The organism is Ruegeria sp. HKCCA4633, from assembly GCF_013034605.1.
Taxonomy (GTDB): Bacteria; Pseudomonadota; Alphaproteobacteria; order Rhodobacterales; family Rhodobacteraceae; genus Ruegeria.
Genome location: NZ_WQGJ01000002.1, coordinates 330,153 through 348,077, shown reverse-complemented (window position 1 = coordinate 348,077; position 17,925 = coordinate 330,153). Strand labels below are relative to the sequence as shown.

17 protein-coding genes are annotated in these 17,925 nt (G+C 53.1%); 12 read left to right on the top strand and 5 right to left on the bottom strand.

What is annotated here, in order from left to right:
* Window positions 1–6: 6 nt before the first annotated feature.
* The 3 genes from GOV85_RS08195 to GOV85_RS08185 are packed head-to-tail and all read right to left on the bottom strand — an operon-like array spanning window position 7 to window position 3,206.
* Window positions 7–858, bottom strand: coding sequence for an ABC transporter permease (locus GOV85_RS08195; RefSeq protein ID WP_171176820.1), 852 nt, complete (start codon window positions 856–858; stop codon window positions 7–9).
* 37 nt (window positions 859–895) lie between these two features.
* Window positions 896–2,059 carry a PotD/PotF family extracellular solute-binding protein gene (locus GOV85_RS08190; protein WP_171176818.1) on the bottom strand — a complete coding sequence of 388 codons (1,164 nt, stop codon included), beginning with the start codon at window positions 2,057–2,059 and terminating at the stop codon, window positions 896–898.
* 34 nt (window positions 2,060–2,093) lie between these two features.
* Window positions 2,094–3,206: an ABC transporter ATP-binding protein gene (locus GOV85_RS08185; RefSeq protein ID WP_171176816.1), complete on the bottom strand. Its 1,113-nt coding sequence runs from the start codon at window positions 3,204–3,206 to the stop codon at window positions 2,094–2,096.
* A gap of 141 nt (window positions 3,207–3,347) precedes the next feature.
* On the opposite strand from GOV85_RS08185, the gene GOV85_RS08180 reads away from it, so the two are divergent.
* Together GOV85_RS08180 and GOV85_RS08175 are read left to right on the top strand one after the other, a co-directional pair.
* The gene (locus GOV85_RS08180; RefSeq protein ID WP_371810850.1) at window positions 3,348–4,115 is read left to right on the top strand and encodes a helix-turn-helix transcriptional regulator; all 768 of its coding nucleotides are present in this window, start codon (window positions 3,348–3,350) and stop codon (window positions 4,113–4,115) included.
* Between the two features lie 236 nt (window positions 4,116–4,351).
* Window positions 4,352–4,555, top strand: a complete 204-nt coding sequence (locus GOV85_RS08175; RefSeq protein WP_170666102.1) for a hypothetical protein — start codon at window positions 4,352–4,354, stop codon at window positions 4,553–4,555.
* A 353-nt stretch (window positions 4,556–4,908) separates the two neighbouring features.
* On the opposite strand, the gene GOV85_RS08170 is transcribed toward GOV85_RS08175, so the two are convergent.
* Complete coding sequence (locus GOV85_RS08170) at window positions 4,909–6,204, bottom strand: glycosyltransferase (protein WP_171176814.1); 1,296 nt, start codon at window positions 6,202–6,204, stop codon at window positions 4,909–4,911.
* A 7-nt stretch (window positions 6,205–6,211) separates the two neighbouring features.
* Complete coding sequence (locus tag GOV85_RS08165) at window positions 6,212–7,315, bottom strand: GntR family transcriptional regulator (RefSeq protein ID WP_170463245.1); 1,104 nt, start codon at window positions 7,313–7,315, stop codon at window positions 6,212–6,214.
* On the opposite strand from GOV85_RS08165, the gene GOV85_RS08160 reads away from it, so the two are divergent.
* The 10 genes from GOV85_RS08160 to GOV85_RS08115 all read left to right on the top strand — a co-directional run bounded on the left by GOV85_RS08160 (window position 7,314) and on the right by GOV85_RS08115 (window position 17,921).
* Entirely contained in the window at window positions 7,314–8,384 is a 1,071-nt protein-coding gene (locus GOV85_RS08160; protein ID WP_170463246.1) for a spermidine/putrescine ABC transporter substrate-binding protein, read from the top strand. The genes GOV85_RS08165 and GOV85_RS08160 overlap by 2 nt on opposite strands.
* Before the next feature lie 78 nt (window positions 8,385–8,462).
* Complete coding sequence (locus GOV85_RS08155; protein WP_170463247.1) at window positions 8,463–9,317, top strand: ABC transporter permease; 855 nt, start codon at window positions 8,463–8,465, stop codon at window positions 9,315–9,317.
* A complete protein-coding gene (locus tag GOV85_RS08150; RefSeq protein WP_170666106.1) occupies window positions 9,317–10,099 on the top strand; it encodes an ABC transporter permease in 783 nt (260 codons plus the stop codon). Before GOV85_RS08155 ends, GOV85_RS08150 begins: the two co-directional genes overlap by 1 nt.
* Window positions 10,096–11,157: an ABC transporter ATP-binding protein gene (locus tag GOV85_RS08145; RefSeq protein WP_170463249.1), complete on the top strand. Its 1,062-nt coding sequence runs from the start codon at window positions 10,096–10,098 to the stop codon at window positions 11,155–11,157. The genes GOV85_RS08150 and GOV85_RS08145 overlap by 4 nt, the downstream gene beginning before the upstream one ends.
* Before the next feature lie 24 nt (window positions 11,158–11,181).
* A complete protein-coding gene (locus GOV85_RS08140) occupies window positions 11,182–12,468 on the top strand; it encodes a glycosyltransferase (RefSeq protein WP_170463250.1) in 1,287 nt (428 codons plus the stop codon).
* Window positions 12,465–12,830 (top strand): cupin domain-containing protein, encoded by a 366-nt coding sequence (locus GOV85_RS08135; protein WP_170463251.1) that lies wholly within the window; start codon window positions 12,465–12,467, stop codon window positions 12,828–12,830. The genes GOV85_RS08140 and GOV85_RS08135 overlap by 4 nt, the downstream gene beginning before the upstream one ends.
* Window positions 12,827–13,171, top strand: a complete 345-nt coding sequence (locus tag GOV85_RS08130) for a cupin domain-containing protein (RefSeq protein ID WP_170463252.1) — start codon at window positions 12,827–12,829, stop codon at window positions 13,169–13,171. The genes GOV85_RS08135 and GOV85_RS08130 overlap by 4 nt, the downstream gene beginning before the upstream one ends.
* A 34-nt stretch (window positions 13,172–13,205) precedes the next feature.
* A complete protein-coding gene (locus tag GOV85_RS08125) occupies window positions 13,206–14,723 on the top strand; it encodes an aldehyde dehydrogenase (protein WP_171176812.1) in 1,518 nt (505 codons plus the stop codon).
* Between the two features lie 1,297 nt (window positions 14,724–16,020).
* Entirely contained in the window at window positions 16,021–17,673 is a 1,653-nt protein-coding gene (locus tag GOV85_RS08120) for a hypothetical protein (RefSeq protein ID WP_171176810.1), read from the top strand.
* A 17-nt stretch (window positions 17,674–17,690) separates the two neighbouring features.
* Window positions 17,691–17,921, top strand: coding sequence for a hypothetical protein (locus GOV85_RS08115; protein ID WP_171176808.1), 231 nt, complete (start codon window positions 17,691–17,693; stop codon window positions 17,919–17,921).
* Window positions 17,922–17,925 lie beyond the last annotated feature (4 nt).

Here is a 17,925-nt window from a genome sequence, read left to right as displayed (position 1 = left end):
GGACCCTCACATCAGCGAGACATCTTCGCGCTGGCCACCCAGGCGCGAGATGAATTTCATGTAAATTGAGACAGTGACAAGCATTACGACAACCAGCGTCATTGCGACCGCCGATCCGTACGCCCAGTTTCGAGACTGCAGGAACAGGTCCACCAGCGCATTTCCGACGAAAAACACTTTTCCGCCACCTAAGATCGCTGGGATCAGAAATTCGCCCATGAGTAGGATGAAGACCAGCATACAGCCAGTTGCGATACCTGGTATTGACAGAGGAAGTGTTACCTGACGGAACGTACGCCACGGAGTAGAGCCGAGATCCGCTGAGGCTTCCAGAAGGCGTTTATCCAGTTTGTCCAAGCTTACAAAAATTGGGAAAACCATCAACGGTAGATACCCATAGACAATCCCCACAAGCACAGAGAACGGCGTATTTATCAGGCGGACATCATCGATGCCGATCGACTCTAGTAAAGCGGGCAAGCCACGCCCCCCAAGGATGAAAATCCATGCGTATGATCGGATCAGGATCGATGTCCAGAACGGCACGATCACCAGGATCAACAGCGAAGTTCTCCACTTTGGTGAACAACGCACCGCAAGAAAGTAGGCGAGCGGGTAGGCAATTACCAACGCAGCGATAGTCCCCAGAGGTGCAAGGATCAAGGTGTTCTTAAACGCCGTCCATCGCGCAGGAAGGTTGGCATATTGTTCCAAAGTGAACGCTGGAACATAGCCTCCGGCGGCACCCCGTTCGCCAAAGGAAAAGACGAAGACGACCAGTAGTGGAAGGGCAAGCATTACCAAAAGCCATATTCCTGCCGGTGCCAGCAACAGTGCTTTTCTGCCTCGTTCGGTCATATTGTCCTCGTCTTTTCCGATATTGCGGCCTTGCCGCTTAGGCCGACTTGAAGCGGGCGAGCAACTCGGCACGGTTTGGATCGGTTAGCGTAGCCGCCGCGCCAAACTCGAGCGCATTCAGAAGGTCAGCTGCCGGATAAAGGATCGGATCTTCCAGCAATTCCTTCGGCAGCAACGCATTGGTGCGAGCATCAGCCGATGGATAGCCATGAGCGAGGACTTCTTTCGCATTAACTTCCGGGTTCAGCAGGAAGTCGATCAAGGCATAAGCGGCATCCATGTGGGGTGCGCCCTTAGGAATAGCGTAGTAGTCGGACCAGAGTTCACCGCCCTCGGCTCCCAGAACGTAGGCGATTTCAGGCATGTCGACATTCATCTGCTTGCCGTCACCTGTCCAGCACATCGTCATCCACGCGTCACCGTTACGCATCGGTGGCTGATAATCCGACGAGATTGCAAACAGATGCGGTTTAGCATCCAGCAACAATTTCTCGGCATCCGCCAGTTCCTTCTCATCGACCGAGTTGAAGGAGTAGCCGAAGTATTTCAGGGCATTACCGATGGTGGTGAGTTGGTAATCATGCACCATTGTCCGACCTGAGTAACCTTCCATAGTAAGGTCCCAGAACTCTTTCCAAGTGGTTGGAGTCGGAGCGCCGTCAAGCTTACTAGTATTCACTGCAAAGCCGGTCGTGCCCCAGTTTTTCGGCACCGCGTAAAGCTGGCCATCGACAGAGCCGGCATCTGAAAAGCGCTGTTCGAATGAACCTGCGTCGTAGTTTGGCAGTTTGGACGTATCGAGCGGGATGATCAGATCTTCGCCCACATACGTAGTGATCGTGTAATTGGTTGGAACGAACACGTCCCAGCCAGACCCTCCGGCTTGCAGTTTTGCCAACATCTCTTCGTTCGAGCCAAAAACATTGACCTGAACGTGGGCGCCAGTGGCTTCCGTGAAGGCTTCGAAGTTCATCTCGTCATGGTAGTTCGGCCACGTGGCGAGGATCACTCGGTCGCCAATGTCTCCGGCAGCAAATGCCGGGCGTGGACGCAACCCAGGCATAGCCGTGCCCAGAACGGCCGTTGCCATCCCAAGACCTGTCACGCCCAAAAAATGTCGCCGTGTGACCGAACCCTTTTGGTACCGGCGAAGCTCTTCCATGAACTTTTGCTTGGAAATAGTCCCATTATCCTTAGTCATTGTGAACCTCTCTGTTGTTGGATTGCGGGATCTGTTAATTTTCCAGGATCAGCAGTGCGCCTTCGCCCCATGAAACAAAGGCCTGTTCTCCTGCATTGAACGTCCCCTCGTTCAATTCCGCTTGCCTTGGCACAAGTACGTGGAAATCACCCAGTGCTTCGTTGCGCGCAAGGTATTCTGTGTGCTCCCCAAGGAAGATCCGATTTTGAATGGTAACTGGCAAAGCAATTTCAGCTGCGGGCAGCGCGCGGGTCAGCGTGATCTGTTCAGGACGGATACTGACGCAAACTTCCTGCCCTGCATCTATTGGAATCTCCGGAGTTCCGTGCACCTTTTGGCCACTCGCTAAACGCACAGTGATTTGGTCGGCTACTGCGTCAGTTACAGTTGCATCAAAGAAATTTGAGGTGCCTACAAATCCAGCCACGTAGCGGCTGCGGGGCATGTCATAGAGTTCGCGTGGGCTGCCAACCTGCACAATACTGCCGCCTTCCATCACACAAATTCGGTCGGACATCGAAAGCGCTTCTTCTTGGTCGTGCGTGACGAGGACAAAAGTTATTCCCAGTTGTCGTTGCAGGTTCTGCAGTTCAAACTGCATTTCTTTTCGAAGCTTTCGATCCAGAGCAGCCATTGGTTCATCAAGCAGCAAAAGCTTGGGCTCGTTTACGATCGCACGCGCCAAAGCGACGCGTTGCTGCTGACCACCAGACATCTCCCAGATGCGACGTGGGCCAAACCCACCAAGACGGACAGTTTCCAGCGCTTGCTCAACCTTTGTCGCGATTGTTTGTTTGTCTACGCGTGGTCGTCGTTGGCGCAGGCCGTACGCGATGTTGTCGAACACGCTTAGGTGAGGAAAAAGAGCGTAGTGCTGAAACACCATGTTGACTGGGCGATGGTGCGCATCCAAGTCGTTGACGACTTCGCCATCGAGCAACACCTGACCTTCGGTTGGTTTCTCGAAACCCGCCAGCATCCTAAGTGCAGTGGTTTTGCCGCAACCAGATGGGCCTAAGAACGACAGGAACTCTCCTTTCCCAATGGAAAGATTCAGGTCTTTGGCGGCGACCACATTCCCGAAGGTCTTGGTCACTCCTCTGAGTTCCGCAATCGTCTGCATGGTGACGCTCATGTCAAAGCTCATATACTGCTGTTTTCCTTTTGCTTGATTTTTTGGCATTTGCTGGCATACCACTCAAACAAGGAAAAAGTAACAATAACTCGGATTAACTGTATATACCACAATTGGGGTATAGAGGTGCTTTTCGAAAATCTGGAGCGGCGTGTGTACGATTGGATGGAAGAGGCCGGCAGGGTCGTAGAGAAGATCGGAACCCCAGAATTTCCATGTGCTTTGGCAGATGGCTTACGGCAGGTCGCACCATTTGATTTTACGGTGGTGTTTGGCCATGTCGGAACCGAAGCACCAATAGACCTTCACGACGATTTTCCCAAAAGCAAACGGCGTATTTTTGTTGAGGATTACCAAGCAGGGCCCTACGTACTTGATCCATTTTTTTTGGCCGCGACAAAACCGATAACACCGGGTCTGTACCGCATGCGCGATATCGCACCGGACAGGTTCTATCAGGGCGAATACTATCGCAGCTATTACAAAAGGACTGGGTTAGCAGAGGAGATTGGCTACTTTATCGATATCCCAAGCACTGGGATGGTTGTGGTCTCGCTCATGCGATCAGCGAAGCCTTTTTCAGCCAAGGAAATTCGTCATTTGCACGCTCTATGGCCGCTCGTTCGGGCAGCCTGTTGCAAACATTGGAGTGACTTTCCAACGATGGCCCGCGGCGCCGCAGCGAATGGCGTTAGTCGTCGCGTTGATCTAGCATTCCAGGCATTTGGCGATGGCGTTCTGACGCCACGAGAACGAGAAGTCGTTGAGTTCACATTGAAGGGCCATTCGGCAGAAGCTGTTGGCACAATTCTCGGCATCTCTCCAGGCACAGTCCGCATCCACAGACGCAACATTTACGCGAAACTTAGGATCAACTCGCAGGGTGAGCTTTTTTCAAAGTTCATTGAAAAGGCTCTTTAAAAGGTTCCTTGAACACCCACTTTATCCGTTTTGCCGACCTTGCTACCTTGTGACCCGGAAAGCACCAAACATTTGGACGGCACTGTCTGATAGCCAAGGAACCCAAAGTGAGAGGATTGGGACGCCCGGGACCCGTGTCGGGCTAAATTAATACCCGAAAACGCTTTCGGGCCATTGTCTATCTAACCGGATCAGCCGTTTTAAAAATGGCGTCAAGATTCGAAAGGCAAAATTTCATGGACGCACCAGTTATCCAGTTGATTTTTATGTTCATCTTGCTGGTTGTCGTGATCTGGCTTTATATCCTGCCGATCACGATGGCGGGACGGCGCAACCGATCTAGTTTTATCTGGTTCCTGATCGGTTTGGTTGGATCACCCCTTTTGGCTATCCTTTTGCTGCTGGCTCTGGGTGACGCACCCGAGCAACCAACAACCTAATTTTGCGGACGATACCGTCTGACACCCAAAAGGACTTAACCGGAGGGTATCTAGACGCTCGTGAGCCATAAAGGACTGCTCAGCATGCAATGAGGGTGCCAATTGAGACCCTATACTTCCGAAAGTGAAGACTACTAGTCCTTCTCACTCTCCACAACCGTGTACTGTAAACCCAAGGATGGCCGATTTGTTTGGAGAACCATAGACCGCTTTGCCCGTATTGCTGCCGCTCGCGACATTTCAGCGAGCGTCTGTCTCGAGCCCAAACCGACACTTTAGGTTCAGTGATTTAGAGGTCATTGCGATGCACCCTTCCATCCTTCATGACAAAACGGATGACCGACGGGAATAACCTAGATTCGGTTAGGATTTACACAATCCAGAATTTTCTGAGCAGCTAACTGAACCGACTTTCTCAACTGCATGATCTCTGAGTTCGCAGCCAGCCGGGCCTTCATCTCCGCGTCCCCAAGGAGTTGGTTAATCGAATTATCCAACTGCTCCGATGTCCAATCCCATCGATTTACCCTGAGTCCGACACTGGTCTCAACTGCCCGCTGGGCGTTATCGTGTCCGTCCCAGCAATAGGGAAGGATCAGCGACGGGACCCCGAAATACAGCGCTTCGCAAAAGCTGTTGTTGCCGCCGTGGTGAATAAACAGATCGCATTGTTCAACCACGGAAGGCTGCGGGAACCATTCCTGCAGATGAACATTGTCTGGGACTCTGGAATAGGCGTCGATTTGGGCCCCGACATTGACCAGAAACCTCATGTCCATTGTCTTGAATACGTCGAACAGGCTCTCAAAGAATGGGACATCCATGGCACCCAGACTGCCAAAACTCACGTACACCAGAGGCCCGTCGTTACGGGGCATTTGAGGTACACGGTAAGGACCTTCCTGGCGAACGCAGCCTTCGAGAAAGGTGAATTGTCCAGAGTCCAGTACCTGATCACGATCATGGCGAATGATAGATGGCGCTAAAAGAAGGTTTTGATGCAGTGATGTTTCTAGGAACTCACCTTCAGGCAATAGCTCAAGCCCCTTATCCAGGCGAAATTTGTTGTAGCGAGCATGAATTGGGCCAAGGGTCTCCAGGTACTGGTCTCGGAATGCCGCACACCCGGCGGCGTCAGATGCCGGCAGACCGGACAGGTACGGCGGTAGGCAGTTGTCTGGCAACTCGGTTTCCGCGCAAGAAATAACCCTGACCCATGGGCGCTCGGATCGCACGATGGCCGGGAACATGATGACGTTGTCGAGGACGACGACATCTGGGTTGGTCCGCTCTAGCGCCGTTTCCAACCCCTGTTCGACCGATTCCGCTGTCTCGACGATTGCGTTCCAAACGGGCTCTACATAGGTGGTCAGTTGGTCAGTTGGATGCATGTTAAAATGCGGCAGATGATGGCTCAGGAATTCCTGCCAGTAGGTCTGGGTTTCCTCTTCTGTCAACTCTGATTGAACAGGGACGGCGAACTCGTCAAAACCGTAATCTGCGAATACGCCACCAAAGCCACCGTGGGTCAGGAAAACGGGGTGTGCACCCATTGCGCGAAGTTCCTGAGCGATCCCCACACAATTCAGTGCAGCCCCAAAACTAGCTTCGGGGAAAAACGCGATTACGGGTGCTTCCTTGCGGTTCATCATTCACTCACCGGATTGACCCGCAGGTTGCTTGGACTAGCGCCGGAGCACCACGATTGGCGACGCTGGGCCTTTGGTGCATTGAAAGCCGCAAGTGCACCCTCATCTGATCCGCCGCAAGATCGAAATGATCTTGTTCGATGAAATCAAGTATACGCAGATGTTCATCGAGCGCCTGCCTCATCCGAAAGTCGATCATACCGAATGATCCGCCCGGCAGGTGGCGCAACCCATGATGGGCCATGAGAGCAGAAGCTAGATACTGGTTTCCGGACGATCGAGCGATGAGCTTGTGAAAGGCAAGATCCGCGTCTTGAAAATCCTGGCTATTGAAAGAGTTTTCCGACTGCGCCAGAAGCGCTTCGGTCTGGCTGCGGACCAGATCGGCGCGCTTGGTGTCCAACTTGAAACCGTCGGACAGAATGGCCTGCGGTTCCAGTATCAGACGAAATTCGTAGCTCTCTATTCGTCCGGAGCGGTCTCCCGGCATGCGCGTGAAAACCCAGGATTGACCTTCGGCTTTCTGAATCACGCCTTGGGCCAGGAGGGCTTCGAGCGCACGCTGTGCAGCGCTGCGGGAAACCGAATATCTGCGGATCAGGTCTGTGACATTGATGGCACCGTCCAGGCGTCGGGCGCCGCGATCTCGTAGGATGGCACCAGCGAGATCCACACCTGCTCCGACCGCATGCTGGTTGAGTATCGAATGCCCCTTTTCGGGTTCGCATTCTAGGACAAACCCGCCTTCTGCCGCTTTGCGTGCCATCCCCTCCTTTTCCAGCAGCCTCAATGCGGATCTAACCGGAGTGCGAGAGACGCTGCACGAATCAGCAAGGGTTTTTTCCACCAGTCTGTCGCCCTGATGCAAATCGAGATCCATCGCAACATCCAGTATTTTTTGAGCAAGTTTCAAGTATTTGCTTGGTGGCATAAGAAGACGGCTTTCGTCATACCTAGTTAATATACAATAAAAACGGTATCTTAAATGGCTTCTCCGGGCCATACAAAAATGATTCAAAAAAATGTTGAGTTTTATTTCATCAAAAAATACCGTGATTGCATCATATATCTCGCCCCAGAAGCGAGCGCGGATGTCAAGGGAGGAAGACATGACCAACAAGTTCACCAATTCGTTCCGTTTGCCATTTGCTTGGCTCACCACCGGGGCGGCCTGCGCACTCAGCTTATTCGCCGGAGCGGCCCAAGCAGAAAAAATCGTGATCTCGAACTGGGACGGCTACATGCCGCCGGACCTGCTGGAGAATTTCACCAAGGAAACAGGTATCGAGGCCGAGCTCTCGGTGCATGGCACTAACGAAGAAATCATGGGCAAGGTCGTAGCCGGTGGAGGCAAGGGCTACGACGTTCTTTTCGTCTCGTCGCCTTTTGCCGAGGCGTTAAACAACCTGGGGCTGGTGGCTGCAATCGACCACGACAAGGTTCCGAATGCCTCTAACCTGTATGACGAAGCTAAAGAACTAGCCCATGATCCGGGCAACAACTATTCAATGCCATACGCTTGGGGCACGACGGGCTTATGCTACCGGTCTGACCTGATGGCAGAGCCAACTTCGTGGAACGATCTGCTCAAACCCTCTGAAGACCTTAAAGGCAAAGTGACAATGCTCTCGACGGATCGCTGGCTGATGGGGGCTGCTGCGCTAGCCCTCGGAAAGTCGCTTAACGATACGTCGGATGAGACGTTGGCGGCTGCAAAGGACCTGCTGGTTGCGGCGAAGCAGGATCTGCTGGCCTACGATGACGCAACTTTTTATCTGAAGTTGGTATCGGGCGAGGCAACGATGGTTCACGCCTGGGATGGCTGGTGCAACTACGGCATCGGTGAAAACGCGGACATCAAGTACACGATACCATCAGAAGGATCGGATCTGTGGGTAGATGCGCTAGTCATCGCGGATGCATCTGAAAACAAAGATGCGGCGCATGCCTTTGTGAACTATGTCTTGGGCGCGGACGTCGGTGTCTGGGTTGCCAGCAATATCCTTTACAAAACGCCGAACAAGGCTGCGATGGAGGCGCTGGACCCGTCCTTGATCGAAACCTTCCCGAACATGGGAATGTCGCCTGCAGACCTTACCAAGTACGAGCAGTTGCGCGATCTCGGCAATGGCCAGAAACCCTTTGCACGGACCGTGACCGAAATCATGGCCGCACAGTAAGTGATCAAACCCTGAGCAAAACCCGACCCGAACAAAGGGTCGGGCCTGTACGACATCACTCCACAGATTGCCAAGTATATGACCAATCGACTGAAATCGGTGATCTTGCTGGGGCCGGGCCTGGGCTGGCTTGCGCTTCTTATGGTGGTGCCGTGTGGCCTTATTTTTACCTATGCGTTCTTTGAACGCGGTATCTATGGCGGCATCGACCACGTCTTTACGTTTGAAAATTTTGTGCGGGCCGCCGATCCTCTTTACCTCGGGATCTTCTTACGCTCGGCCAAGATCGCGTTTCTGGCCACGATAATCGCGATCCTGATCGCCTATCCGGCGGCCTATGCCATCACGCTGGCGCCGCGCCGTTGGCAGACCGGTTTGCTGATCTTGGTGATCTTGCCGTTCTGGTCCAACTACCTAATCCGCACTTACGCCTGGATCGTGATGCTTAACCGCGAGGGCTTGATCAATAATACTCTCCAGGGGGCAGGCTTGATCGATGAGCCGCTGTCTCTGCTTTATAACAATTTCGCGGTGATCGTTGGGCTTGTCTACAACTACACCCCCTTTGTGGTTCTGGCGATCTATTCGTCGCTGAACCGCATAAATGTCGAAACCATAGAAGCCTCGGAAGATCTTGGAGCGCCCGCTTGGACCACTTTCTACCGGGTGATACTGCCACAGACCGTTCCCGGGATTGCGGCAGGTGGTGTCTTTGTTTTTGTATTGTCGATCGGCAATTTCATTACGCCCGATTTGCTTGGCGGCGGGCGACTTCAGATGGTTGGAAACCTGATCTATGACCAGTTCCTGAGCGCCCGCGACTGGCCGTTCGGAGCAACGCTGTCGATGTTCCTGATTGCGATTATGATGGGGCTTTTGTTCGCACAGGCGGTATTGGCCAATCGCGCAGCGGGACAGAGAGGGCAGGACTGATGCGGGACCGATCCAACATGGGCCTGAAGCTGCACCTGGTTTTGTTTTACACCTTTCTCTATGTGCCGATCCTTGTGCTCATGGCGTTAAGCTTTAACCGGGCCGGACTTCCAACTGTATGGACCGGGTTTTCGTTGGAATGGTACGGCAAGTTGTTTACCGCGGATCCAATACTGTCGGCGGCGCGCAACACGCTAATCGTGGCCTTAATCTCGACCGTTCTGGCGACAATAATCGGCACGCTTTTGGCGGTCGGTGTCGAGACACGGCGTAATTCTTCAGTTCTAGACGCGGTTCTGTTCGCACCGATGATCATCCCCGACATAGTTCTGGCCATCGCGCTCTTGTCCTTTTTCACCCTACTCAACATGACGTTGGGGCTTCATTCGATCATCCTCAGCCATGTCGTATTTAACATAGCCTTTGTTGTCGCCGTGGTGCGTACGCGGATGCGCAATTTCGACCATTCGATACTTGAGGCCAGTGCCGATCTTGGGGCCAGCGAATTCACCACCTTTCGCCGCATCCTGCTGCCCGCCATCGCGCCGGGGGTTATCGCCGGGGCGCTGTTGTCTTTCACCCTGTCTGTGGACGAATTCATTATTGCCTTCTTTACCGCCGGTGCTGGGCAATCCTCGACCACGTTGCCGATGCAGATTTACGCAATGATCCGATTTGGCGTCACGCCGGAAATCAATGCGATGGCTACCATCGTCATGTTCGTTTCATTCACGCTGGTCTTCTTCGCACAGCGTACCGACAAAGAGGTTTTCAGCCGATGAACCAAGGGGTTCAACTCAGGAATATAACCAAGCGATACGGTTTGGTGACCGCGATCGACAATGTTTCACTGGATATTCGCGATAACGAGTTCTTTGCACTTTTGGGCCCATCGGGCTGCGGCAAGACCACACTATTGCGGACGCTGGCGGGATTCGAAACGCCACAGGAAGGACAGGTAATCGTTGCCGGGCAGAACGTGACAAACATACGTCCCAGCAGGCGGCCCCTGAACCTGATGTTCCAATCCTATGCCTTGTTTCCGCACATGAGCGTCGAAAAAAACATCGCCTATGGGTTAGAAATGGAGAAATTGCCTAAGGACGAAATTGCCACGAGAGTGGCCGAGGTTCTGGAAAGTGCGAAACTTTCGGGATTTGCCGGGCGCAAGCCGGATCAGCTTTCTGGTGGGCAGCGACAGCGGGTTGCTTTGGCGCGCGCGCTGGTCAAAAGGCCAAAAGTCCTGTTGCTGGATGAGCCCCTTTCAGCTCTGGACAAGAAACTACGAGAAGAGATGCAGCTGGAGCTCAAACGGTTGCAACACGAGGTGGGGATTACATTTCTAATTGTGACCCATGACCAGGAAGAGGCCTTGGTCATGGCCGACCGGATCGCGGTCTTGCATGATGGTAAGCTGGCGCAGGTCGGTACTCCTCACGAGCTCTACGAACACCCCGGATCGCGCTTTGTTGCAGATTTTATAGGCGTGATGAACTTTCTGGATGGTAACGCCGTCGACGGCGGTGTCGATGTCCACGGGGCGGGAATGCTGAGGGGCGTTTCCGAGCTGCGCGGTGCTGCCACGATTGCTGTGCGCCCGGAACGGGTCAGCCTGATGCAGACCGCCCCTCGAGATGGGCGCAACTGCCTTCCAGGCACTGTCGAAGAAGTCGCCTATCACGGATCAGACCTGGGTGTGCATGTGCGCGTTCGCGGTGGGAGGAGCACCCTTTCCGCCCGCGTTCCCGCCAGCCAAGCCGACCGTGAAAATATCCAGCCGGGTCAGGATGTCCACTGCGTATGGGACGCGAAACATTCCCGCATCCTTCCCAACTGCTAAGCCAAATCTAACCGGAGACCTACAATGTCACAGAAAACCATCGCCTTCTTCCCCGAAGCTGCCTTTGGCCCTGCGCTGAATTCGGTTGGCATCGCGCAGGCCTGCGAGAAACTGGGCCATAAGGCTGTATTTCTAAGCGATCCCGGCTTTGTCGAGGTATATGAAGGTTATGGGTTTGAGGCGCATCCTGTTGCCCTGTCCGAGCCGATGGAACCCGAGGCGATGGCAAAGTTCTGGGAGGATTTCATCAACGGTCACATCCCAAATTTTCGCAAAGCCCCGATTGACCAAATCGATAACTACGTCAAGGATTGCTGGGAGGCGATCGTCGACAGCGCAAAATGGGCGCAAAAAGATCTGCCCGAGGTATTGGCAAAAATCAAACCAGATATGATCTGCGTGGATAATGTCATTATGTTCCCAGCCATCAAGCAGTTCGGCGTACCGTGGGTGCGGATCATCTCATGTTCCGAAAACGAAATCCCGGACCCGATTGTGCCGCCGCACTTATCGGGCTGTCGGGTGGATGACCGCGAGGGCATGGAGGCCTATGAGGCAAAGTTCCACGATGTGATCAAGCCGATCCACGACGACTACAATGCGTTCCTAGCCAGATGCAACGAAGACCCCTATCCGATTGGAGAGTTTTTCGAAGCGTCGCCCACAATGAACCTTCTGCTTTATCCCGAGCCGGCAAAGTACGAACGGCAGAACCCACTGGACCCAAACCGGTTTCAGTATCTTGAAGGTTGCGTGCGCGAAGAAGAACCCTTTGAGGTGCCAACGTTTAAGTCCAACAATGACAAACCACTTCTCTATGTATCTTTCGGGTCGCTTGGCGCAGGCGACACCGACCTGCTAAAGAGGATCATTTCGACCATTTCCAGGTTGCCCTACCGGGCGCTCGTAAATGTCGGGGATTACATTGACGAATACACAGACATTCCCGACAACGTGCACATACAGAGCTGGTATCCCCAGCCTTCGGTAATTCCGCAGGTTGACGCGGTGATACATCATGGCGGTAACAACTCGTTCACAGAGTGCCTATATTTCGGCAAAACAGCAATCATTATGCCCTATGTCTGGGACGGCCACGATAACGCCACCCGTGTTCAGGAAACCGGCCACGGGTTCGGGTTTCACCGATACGACTGGACCGATGATGAATTGGCTATTGCCCTCGACAAATGTATCAACGATCCAGGAATGCAGGCGAAGATGGCGGCAACCTCTGCTCACATGCAGTCACGGCATGGCCCGACCAAGGCAGCTGGCATTCTCGACGAAATCCTGAAAGCCGCGGAATGAGCAGCGCCCCGCATCTTTCGGAAATCTCGACCCGCACCGACCTCACGGACTGGGGGCTACAGCCGGACATGATTGAAGGCCAGTCGCATTCATCGGGTATGCTGGTTCACAAGGGTCCTGACAACCGGCCGGAGATCGGCGCATGGGTCTGCACTCCAGGCCGCTGGCGCCTAACGATACCGCGTGACGAGTTCTGCTATTTTGTGCAGGGCCGCGCGGTCTATCGGTCGGATGCAGGCGAAAGCATCGAAGTTACGCCCGGAACGGCCGTACTATTCCTCGCCGGTTGGGTAGGGGAATGCACGGTCGAGGAAACATTGCGCAACACCTACTACCTAACGGATCGCGAACCTGAAACATGACCACGCCACGTATGCAAAACCCGCTCCAGCAGACTGATCTTGTCGATTGGGGGGTAATCCCGACGATGATTGAAGGGCAATCCCGCACCTCGGGAAAGCTGATCCACAAGGGGCCTGACGGCCAGTCCGAATGCGGCCTTTGGGTCTGCACTCCCGGTAAGTGGGAATGTCACGTCACCAAGGACGAGTTCTGCCACTTTCTGGAAGGCCGCTGTACCTATATCCATGAAAGCGGCGAGGTAATTGAGATTACGCCCGATACGGCGGCCTTTTTTCCGCAGGACTGGAAAGGCGTTTGCACTGTCCACGAGACGGTCAAGAAAGTGTACATGATCCGCTAACGGCGCAATGCCTGTCAAACAAGGGGGCTGCCCAATGCGTGACCCGTTCAAATCTACCTACTACCTCAACCCCAAGCATGTGCCATTGGAGGGTGGTGGGACCACTCTGGTCAACCCGTCTACCTTGCAGCCCGTCGGGGTTTTTGGTGAGCCGTCGCCGCCGATCGTGAACCAGGTCCTGGACCGGGTCAATGCGGCGCAAAGGAGGTGGTCCGCGATGGACTGCAAATCTCGCGCGCGGGTATTGCACCAGATCGCCAACGACATCGAAAGCGGCGACATGACTGAGATCGCCCGCTTGATGACATTGGAAACGGGCAAACCTTACCCTGAATCGATCGGCGAGATTGCGAACATCCCGCCGGTTTTCCGCTACTATGCCGAGATGGCGCGCAATGACGCGGGCAAGATTGCCGGCACGATGCAAACTGGATCTTTTCAGTATCAGACATACGAGCCCTACGGCGTGTCCGTGCATGTGGTTCCGTACAATTTCCCCCTCATTCTTGGCTGCTGGTCGATGGCCGCATCACTTGCGGCAGGTAACGGTGTAGTGTTGAAAGCCTCACCTGCAGGAACTTTGTGCACGATGGCGTTCATGGAGTTTTTTCGGGCGTTGCCCCAAGACCTGATTGCTTGCCTGCCGGGTGGTGCAAACGTGGGCAAACAGCTGATTGCCAGCCCCAAAACCCATGTGGTCGCTTTTACAGGGTCCGTGCCGACAGGTCGTGCAGTCGCAGTGGCCGCAGCGGAGAACCTGAAACCCGCAGTGATCGAGGCTGGGGGAAGCGATCCACTGATCGTCAGTAAACACGCCGACATCGCGGTCGCTGCTGCCGGGGCGGTTACCGCTGCGTTTTTGCAGTCGGGCCAGGTTTGCACATCGTCTGAACGGATTTTTGTAGTGGATGACGTGTACGACGATTTTGTCGATGAATTCGTGACCCGAACCCGGAAACTGCGCATCGGCGACGGAATGGGGGTGGCGGAAATCGGACCTTTGGCCTCCAAGGAGGCACGCGACAAGGTCGAGCGTCTGGTGCGCGATGCAACTGAGAAAGGCGCGGTGGTTGAGGTAGGAGGCGGTACCCCGGATCACGTCGGGCCGGGTTGGTTTTTCGAACCAACGATCCTGACCGGCGTGACGACGGACATGGCGCTAACTCAGGAAGAGGTTTTTGGGCCAGTCGCCTCGGTCATTCGGGTGAGCGACTTTGACCAAGCGCTTGAACTGGCAAACGCGTCACAATTCGGTCTTGGCGGATGCCTGTTTACCGGCGACTTGGACGAGGCATTTCAAGGGGTGAACAAGCTACAGGTGGGGATGGTCTGGGTCAACAACCCGCTCGTGGACAACGATGCCTTGCCTTTTGGCGGCGTCAAGAATTCTGGGCTTGGGCGTACGCTAGGCCTTCAAGGCCTCGAGGCTTTCAGACGACCCAAGATGGTCGTGATTGATCCGAAGGCGAAGGAGGCGGACTGGTGGTATCCATATCCCGACGACTGGTTCTATTCAGATGACGTACAGGGCGGGAGAAAGCACACCGGCTAGGGTGATGATCGGTGCGACCTGATCGACTCTACAACTGAAGATGAGCTAACGGCAGGATTGTCCGCAGCCTTGCCATCCGACACTGGAATTTGAACGTCCGGAATGTGCGGTTTTTGACCTACCGCATATGCGAAAGACCGACTCTCGCTAAACGGCAGGAACGGGCTCAACGAGCCTGTCGAGGCGCTGAATATTAGCCTGAAAAAATCTCTTATTTTCAATGATCCTATCAGGGCAAACACGCGCTGCAACCAAATGTTGAAGTACAAGTTCCAGGGAATGCAAATCCTAAGCCCGAGCGAAAGGCCGCAGCAGTCTGCAAATAAATCGATAGAACTAAAACTCATGCTTCCATCATACTTTTGAGGGAACCAGTCTATCCAGAAGCATCCGGACTTGAGTTCAAGATTAGATTTCTGTGTTCCAGATAGACTTGGAGAGAGGAGTTTTGCAGAAATTCAGAAGCATCATTGGTTGGGCGCGCAAGTCTTGCTTCTATAAACGCAAGAACACACACAACAACAAGCCCGGCTAGTATCCAAAGGTACGCGAAAAGCCCTAGTAGATCTGGGCTGGTAACTTGAACGGCTATCGGAGGGGTGAGAAGAAGAATTGTAAGCATCAAACCTTTTTTCAACTTCTTCTGCTTCTGCAAATAATCCGTAGATATTTCCTCAACCTCATGCTCCAGCCTAAGAGTGACACAGACTGAGGCACGACCTGACGCGACAGAGCCGCCGCGACAAAAGCCCCTAAGCAACGCTATCGACGGAACATCAACGGACAAACCACGCGTGTGCGGCGAGCAAGTCGAGGACGCTTATGTTCTTGCCTATCTGCAGATGGCATGCCGCAACCACTTCAGTATGACCGCGCACGAGTTCTACACCGTCGTCGGCTTGTTGCCACAGACGGTGAGAGCCGCGCGATTGCGCGCTCGGAAGCGAGGAGATCCCGACCCTGTGCTGATGCTGACCAAAGGCACCTACAACGTCGATCTGCTCGCCGCGCTAAATTGGCTACAGTGCACGGGTCGGCACGTTTGCCCACTGAGGTTGAAGGCGTAATTCGACGATGTCGCACTCGATAGCATCAGTGTCATGCGGGGCGTGCGTTTCGGATCCAGCATTACCGGCGTGCCGCCTATACTTAACGAGCACTCCACCTAAACTTTCCCATTGGCGTCGACGTGAGACACACATAATATAGCGGCAGCAGCTTGACGGGTGTAGGGTATTTTGTAGTGTCTAGGCAATAGTCACTCCTTTTGGCTAAATCAGAAAACGAGAACTGAAGATTGAACAAAAAGAAAAAAACAACACTCCAAAAAAGACTTGTTCGCGGGAGACAATATCTCCGTTTCGGAAGAGGCCATGTAAGGAAAACCAAAGCGATTTTTGATGCCCACTGGTACGCGAATAGCTGTCCAGACCTTGAGCAAAGTAGACTTCCTCCTCACGTTCACTATATGGAATATGGATGGAAAAACGGAACGAGCCCGAGCCCACTATTTGATGTTTCATGGTATCTTGGGCAGTTTCCTGGTTTGAAGTCGAAAAATGTCGAGCCCTTAGGGCATTACCTTGTGAAGGGTTGGAAAAGTGGAGCCACACCGCATCCACTTTTTGACCCGAACTGGTATTTATCAGTGAACAAGGATGTGGCAACGAGCGGGGTCGAGCCTCTGACACACTACCTAAGACACGGGTGGCTTGAAGGCAGGGCTCCTATGCCGCTGTTTGATCCTGTATGGTATCTGAAGAATAATCCTGATGTGGAAAATTCCGGATTAGAACCATTTAGTCATTACCTTGGCTATGGATGGAACGAGCAAAACCGTAAATCAAATGGTCCACATCCGTTAATCCCATTGGATTGGTATGAACGGCAAAACCCTGACATGGTTGGAACAGAGCCCTTACGTCATTACTTGACCGCCAAAGATTCTGGGTCGCGAGAACTATCGCCGGAATTCACGGCAAGTTACTATTCGTCGCTCTATCCTGAACTCGAGCTTACATCTCCCTTAGATTTGTTTTGGCATTATTCTACGAAGGGTAGAGATCAAGGACTTCTTGCGGCGCCACCAATTGTCAAACGCGGAGCGCAATCTGTCTGCCCTACGATTCAGGAGAAGACACGCTCAGCTCCGAGAGAGGGCAAATCGCAACATCATGCTCCATTGATAATAGCTGGGTTTCATCGAAGCGGGACCTCAATGACAGCGAATTATTTGCACGAAGCAGGGCTATTTCTTGGGGATGAACTTCTTGGGGCTAATTACTCGAACAAATATGGTCACTTCGAAGACGTAGAAGTTGTAAATTTTCATGACCGATTACTTGGAAGAATTGGCACTAGCTGGCAGCTTGATCATGCACTTGCCCCGATCTTAGAGCCTGAGGATAGGCGTTGGATGGTTGATTTTGGAAGCAGGCGCGGAATTCATCATACCTGGGGTCTGAAAGATCCCCGTATTTGTCTTTTTTTGCCCCAATGGGCCGAGGTATTTCCTCAAATGTCGGTTGTTTACGTTTTTCGGCCCTGCGTTGAATGTGTAAGTTCGCTTAAACGGCGGGCAGCCAGTGACATGAGAAATGGTTTTGCATATCGCACAAATATCCGATTTTGGACAGAAAAAGACTTGGCCGTGCGTATGTATCTAACGTACGGGTGGGCTGCCTTGCGCTTTCTCCGTTCTTTCCGAGGGCGAAAACGGGTCGTTACACTTGACGGTTTGTTGATGGACCGGAATTTAGCGTCGGAGCTAAGGCAAGACTGGAGTTACCGTTTGCACGATACCGATACTCTAGATGTCTTTGACGGAGCTGAGATGACCCGATCCGGAGACAACGAAGTAATTCACGATCAGGGCCTTCTGAGAGAAATCAATACTCTTGAGAATGAGTTCCTGAAACTTGCGGCGCAGTATGACGAAACAACTCAATAAAATTCTGGAGAAGGTGCATGAAACAGATCTTTGAACACTGTCCAAGCGCTGAAACACTTGAAAATATTGTCGATCTGCTTCGATACGAAAATAGTTCTCAGAAGAGGGTTATCTCCAAGCACGAGCAAACAATACAGAAACTGACAGAATCTCTCGAGAACGCTGAGAACAAATTGGAGAAACTGCAACACGTCGTTGACATGCAAGCAGCTGAACTTTTGTCAGCGCGGCGAAACGACAGGACCTGATATG

Excerpts from the sequence above, each read along its gene's own strand:
- GOV85_RS08150 (WP_170666106.1), top strand. The coding sequence starts at position 9,317 with ATGCGGGACCGATCCAACATGGGCCTGAAGCTGCACCTGGTTTTGTTT.
- GOV85_RS08135 (WP_170463251.1), top strand. The coding sequence starts at position 12,465 with ATGAGCAGCGCCCCGCATCTTTCGGAAATCTCGACCCGCACCGACCTC.
- GOV85_RS08165 (WP_170463245.1), bottom strand. The coding sequence starts at position 7,315 with ATGTCTTCCTCCCTTGACATCCGCGCTCGCTTCTGGGGCGAGATATAT.
- GOV85_RS08160 (WP_170463246.1), top strand. The coding sequence starts at position 7,314 with ATGACCAACAAGTTCACCAATTCGTTCCGTTTGCCATTTGCTTGGCTC.
- GOV85_RS08175 (WP_170666102.1), top strand. The coding sequence starts at position 4,352 with ATGGACGCACCAGTTATCCAGTTGATTTTTATGTTCATCTTGCTGGTT.
- GOV85_RS08145 (WP_170463249.1), top strand. The coding sequence starts at position 10,096 with ATGAACCAAGGGGTTCAACTCAGGAATATAACCAAGCGATACGGTTTG.
- GOV85_RS08115 (WP_171176808.1), top strand. The coding sequence starts at position 17,691 with ATGAAACAGATCTTTGAACACTGTCCAAGCGCTGAAACACTTGAAAAT.
- GOV85_RS08170 (WP_171176814.1), bottom strand. The coding sequence starts at position 6,204 with ATGAACCGCAAGGAAGCACCCGTAATCGCGTTTTTCCCCGAAGCTAGT.
- GOV85_RS08130 (WP_170463252.1), top strand. The coding sequence starts at position 12,827 with ATGACCACGCCACGTATGCAAAACCCGCTCCAGCAGACTGATCTTGTC.
- GOV85_RS08195 (WP_171176820.1), bottom strand. The coding sequence starts at position 858 with ATGACCGAACGAGGCAGAAAAGCACTGTTGCTGGCACCGGCAGGAATA.
- GOV85_RS08140 (WP_170463250.1), top strand. The coding sequence starts at position 11,182 with ATGTCACAGAAAACCATCGCCTTCTTCCCCGAAGCTGCCTTTGGCCCT.
- GOV85_RS08190 (WP_171176818.1), bottom strand. The coding sequence starts at position 2,059 with ATGACTAAGGATAATGGGACTATTTCCAAGCAAAAGTTCATGGAAGAG.
- GOV85_RS08125 (WP_171176812.1), top strand. The coding sequence starts at position 13,206 with ATGCGTGACCCGTTCAAATCTACCTACTACCTCAACCCCAAGCATGTG.
- GOV85_RS08155 (WP_170463247.1), top strand. The coding sequence starts at position 8,463 with ATGACCAATCGACTGAAATCGGTGATCTTGCTGGGGCCGGGCCTGGGC.
- GOV85_RS08185 (WP_171176816.1), bottom strand. The coding sequence starts at position 3,206 with ATGAGCTTTGACATGAGCGTCACCATGCAGACGATTGCGGAACTCAGA.